The 3,312-nt window shown below is 34.4% G+C and carries 4 protein-coding genes; 1 reads left to right on the top strand and 3 read right to left on the bottom strand.

Going from position 1 to position 3,312, the window contains the following annotated elements; translation table 11 throughout:
* The first annotated feature begins 96 nt into the window (after nucleotides 1–96).
* Nucleotides 97–1,086 carry a DUF2268 domain-containing putative Zn-dependent protease gene (locus tag EGI31_RS14250; RefSeq protein WP_255037894.1) on the top strand — a complete coding sequence of 330 codons (990 nt, stop codon included), beginning with the start codon at nucleotides 97–99 and terminating at the stop codon, nucleotides 1,084–1,086.
* A 94-nt stretch (nucleotides 1,087–1,180) separates the two neighbouring features.
* Here EGI31_RS14250 and EGI31_RS14255 read toward each other — a convergent pair whose 3' ends face one another.
* Genes EGI31_RS14255 through EGI31_RS14265 form a run of 3 tightly spaced genes read right to left on the bottom strand, consistent with a single transcriptional unit; the run spans nucleotide 1,181 to nucleotide 2,957 of the window.
* Nucleotides 1,181–1,900 (bottom strand): DUF3667 domain-containing protein, encoded by a 720-nt coding sequence (locus EGI31_RS14255; protein ID WP_255037895.1) that lies wholly within the window; start codon nucleotides 1,898–1,900, stop codon nucleotides 1,181–1,183.
* A 37-nt stretch (nucleotides 1,901–1,937) separates the two neighbouring features.
* Nucleotides 1,938–2,681: a zinc ribbon domain-containing protein gene (locus EGI31_RS14260; protein ID WP_255037896.1), complete on the bottom strand. Its 744-nt coding sequence runs from the start codon at nucleotides 2,679–2,681 to the stop codon at nucleotides 1,938–1,940.
* 36 nt (nucleotides 2,682–2,717) lie between these two features.
* Nucleotides 2,718–2,957 carry a redox-active disulfide protein 2 gene (locus tag EGI31_RS14265; protein ID WP_255037897.1) on the bottom strand — a complete coding sequence of 80 codons (240 nt, stop codon included), beginning with the start codon at nucleotides 2,955–2,957 and terminating at the stop codon, nucleotides 2,718–2,720.
* Between the last annotated feature and the right edge of the window lie 355 nt (nucleotides 2,958–3,312).

Consider the following 3,312-nt stretch of genomic DNA (forward strand, 5'->3'; position numbering starts at 1 on the left):
ATAATAGCACAAGAAATAATCGTAAATATTTACTCTTAATCTTCATGTCAAAGAACATTTAATTACAATTCACAATTAAGAAAAATTAATTACTCTATGAAAAAAGCTATTCTAATTATCTCCTTGTTCCTTCTCTCTCAATTAACCCAGGCTCAAAACCTTATCACGACAGATTTAGAGAATTTCGGAGAAATGTATGGACAGTTGCCGACCGCAAAGACTACTGAAGATACTTTGAACTTAATTAGAGCCAACTTGTTGGCTAAAGGTTCGGCCACTTTTAAGGAATACATCCAGCTGAAGGAATCATTGAATAATTATAAAATAGAAGAAGAGTTTTTAAACAAGCTTCGCCTTTATCCCAAATATTATGCTTCGGTTTTGAGGCAGTCTGAGGTTTTTAAATCAAAAGAGATTATTCAGAGGATAAATGCCGCATACGGCAAACTTCTCAAAATTTATCCTGAAGCCAAAATTAAGCCCAACGTGATTTGCATAGGTATCATGGATGACGGCGGAAAATCCTTTGAAAGTGGCCAATATGTTGGTTTAGAGTTGTTTACCTGTAATAGTTTTGCTGATACAACGGAAGTTGTCGAGACAACGGGTTTAATAGATTATCTGAAAGCTGGGTCGTTCGATATCAATAGAATGGACGAACTCATTGTGCATGAGCTGGTACATTTGAGCCAATTCAAGGGAAATGATGAATTCCTTAAGACTTTCAAGGGTACAATTCAATACATTCCATTGTTGGGCGAAGGAGGGGCGGCATTTATTGCAGATTTGGTTTTTGATTTCAAGGCAACGATAGGGCCAGGTACGTTTAATGCCATCCAATATAAATACTGTGAGGAAAACAAAGATAGGCTATGGCAAGACTATAAAAATCTGACCGATATGTCTAAAATAAGCGATTATTTCTACAAAAATACCGATCTGTATCCCGTTAGAAGCGTGGGATACTACCTTGGCTACCAAGTCTGTAAACAATACTACGAAAAGGCAAAAAATAAAAAACAAGCCATTAAGGACATAATAGAAGTTACTGATTATGATGGGCTTGTGCGAAAAAGTGGTTTTTAACAAATCCTCGAGTTTTATGAAATGAAATTGGGTTAATTCATTCAAGATTGGTGAGTTTCCTTATATAGTAATGCCCAACATTTAGGAGGAGGTTTTATTTTAATATTTCGTCAAGTGCTATGCCAATGAGACTTATGGTTGTAAAATATAATAAATATCCCATTATGAAGGAAGCAGCGGCGGCTAAATAACTTTTTCTGCTGCCTTTGTTGAAAAACTGACCAATAGCCCAAACTGCATAGCCATAGACAAAAACAGTGAAAAGTATTCGATAAACGATGACGTTCAAAGTCCCATAAAAAACAGCCAAAATAGTCATTGCCAGCATGTTTATGCCCAACACATAGCAAAGCATGGTCATGATTTCGAAATAATTATAGTTGTATTTTCGGTAAAATAGCCTTGTACAAAAGGCAATGAAAAAACTAGTGGCGATGTTGGCATAAGCATAATGAGCTTGAAACCAACTAAAAATACGATCTATGTAAGAATCGGCAGAACCTCCTCCAATCTTGTTAGCTACTACTACAGGAAAGAAACTTACTATGATAGTGTAAATTAATGAAGTAAATACCAAAAACGGCACCGGCTTCATGAGTTTGTTTCTATTCTCTTTCAAGAATTCTCTAATGCTTTCGCCCGGCTGAGTCAATAGCTTTTTAACAGTATAAATAAACCCTTTTTCTAAGTGAAAAAGGTGCATAAATTCATGTTGCAAATAGTGCTTGTCTATAATTTTGAGTTTGGCTGCATTGCCGCATTTAGGGCAATAATCTTCTAGAATTATGTTATCGCAATTGGTGCAATGGGTCATTTTGTTTTTAGTGATTTGAGATTCTTTCGGTTTGTTTTCAGTGGTTTATTGATTTAGAAATCATGTCTAATCCAAGGCCTATTCCAAGAATAATTGCATAATAAATGATATACCCCATTATAAAAGCGAAAGCCCCTTTTAAATAGCCCAGAACTTTGGTTTTATCAAAAAACCGACCTATTGCCCATACAGTGTAACCAAACACAAATACCAAAAATAAAATACGATAAATGATAGGGTAGGGCAAGCTGTAAAAAGGAGCTATGAGTGTCATGGCGAGCATATTTATGCCAAGCACAAAACACATCATGGTCAAGATTTCGAAATAGTTATACTTGTGTTTTTTAAAGAAAAGTTTTAGTAACATAGCTATAAAAACACTTACAGTCATATTTGCATATCCATGGTGCGTTTGAACCCAATTCAAAATTGTGGGTAAATATGCAAGTTCAGTAGATTTTTTATCAATTTTTACCAAATTATGGGTTTCATCTGCAGTACCAAAGAAACCTCCAATAATTGTGTATATCAAAGACGCAAAAATAAGAAATGGCACCGGCTTCATGAGTTTGTTTCTGTTGGTTTTCAAAAAACCTTGAATACTCTCACCTGGTTTTGAAAGGAGCATTTTTACGGTGTACAAAAAACCCTTTTCGACATGAAAAAGATGCAAAAACTCATGTTGCAGATAATGCTTATCGATTCTTTTTAAGATGGCTGGATTGCCACAATTCGGGCAAAACTTTGTGTCGAAGGGTGCTTCGCAATTGTGACAGGTCATATCTTGTATTCTGGGTAAGGTAGGATATCTTTTGGATTAAAGACTACGAGACTTAATTTCTTTTTTCATAGCCACGATGTTTGATATATTAAGAATCAAAATAGGCGATAGACATAAAGGCATCATTATAATTTGCCAAATCGTTTTTTCCTTATCTATGGAATTGAGAACCAATAACATAATCAATGCACCAGCCAACAAGCCAGTTAGAAATCTTGCAATTTTTATATTTTTTAAAAGTTCTTCATTTGTCTTTTTCGAGAAGTCTTGTTTCATATTTCAGGGTAGGGTAATGGTTCTAAGATGATCAAAGTTCTGAAAAAATAGAGAATAAGCCAAACCCCTGATACTAATTTCTACAAACAGTTTTAATCTACAGGTAAACAGTTCTTTTGGATGTATGAAGTCGATAAAGGTTCTGGGCTTATTTTCAAGATTTCACGCTTTTGCATATATTTTTGATCTAATCGATTTTTTGTAATTGTTTAGGACCTAATTTGAATTTTGGAAAGAAAGATGCATTTTGTCATTATGAGTCTTTTATTTCGATTTTGTATTTTTTGGAAAATGATTTTCCCAGTTTTGTGATTTATTTCGTTTCAAAACTACTCACTTGAGATTCCTATGATTG

This window comes from Lacihabitans soyangensis (genome assembly GCF_024343775.1).
In the GTDB taxonomy this organism is placed as follows: Bacteria; Bacteroidota; Bacteroidia; order Cytophagales; family Spirosomataceae; genus Leadbetterella; species Leadbetterella soyangensis.

Coding starts and splice junctions, on each gene's coding strand:
- EGI31_RS14250 (WP_255037894.1), top strand. CDS start 97: ATGAAAAAAGCTATTCTAATTATCTCCTTGTTCCTTCTCTCTCAATTA.
- EGI31_RS14255 (WP_255037895.1), bottom strand. CDS start 1,900: ATGACCCATTGCACCAATTGCGATAACATAATTCTAGAAGATTATTGC.
- EGI31_RS14260 (WP_255037896.1), bottom strand. CDS start 2,681: ATGACCTGTCACAATTGCGAAGCACCCTTCGACACAAAGTTTTGCCCG.
- EGI31_RS14265 (WP_255037897.1), bottom strand. CDS start 2,957: ATGAAACAAGACTTCTCGAAAAAGACAAATGAAGAACTTTTAAAAAAT.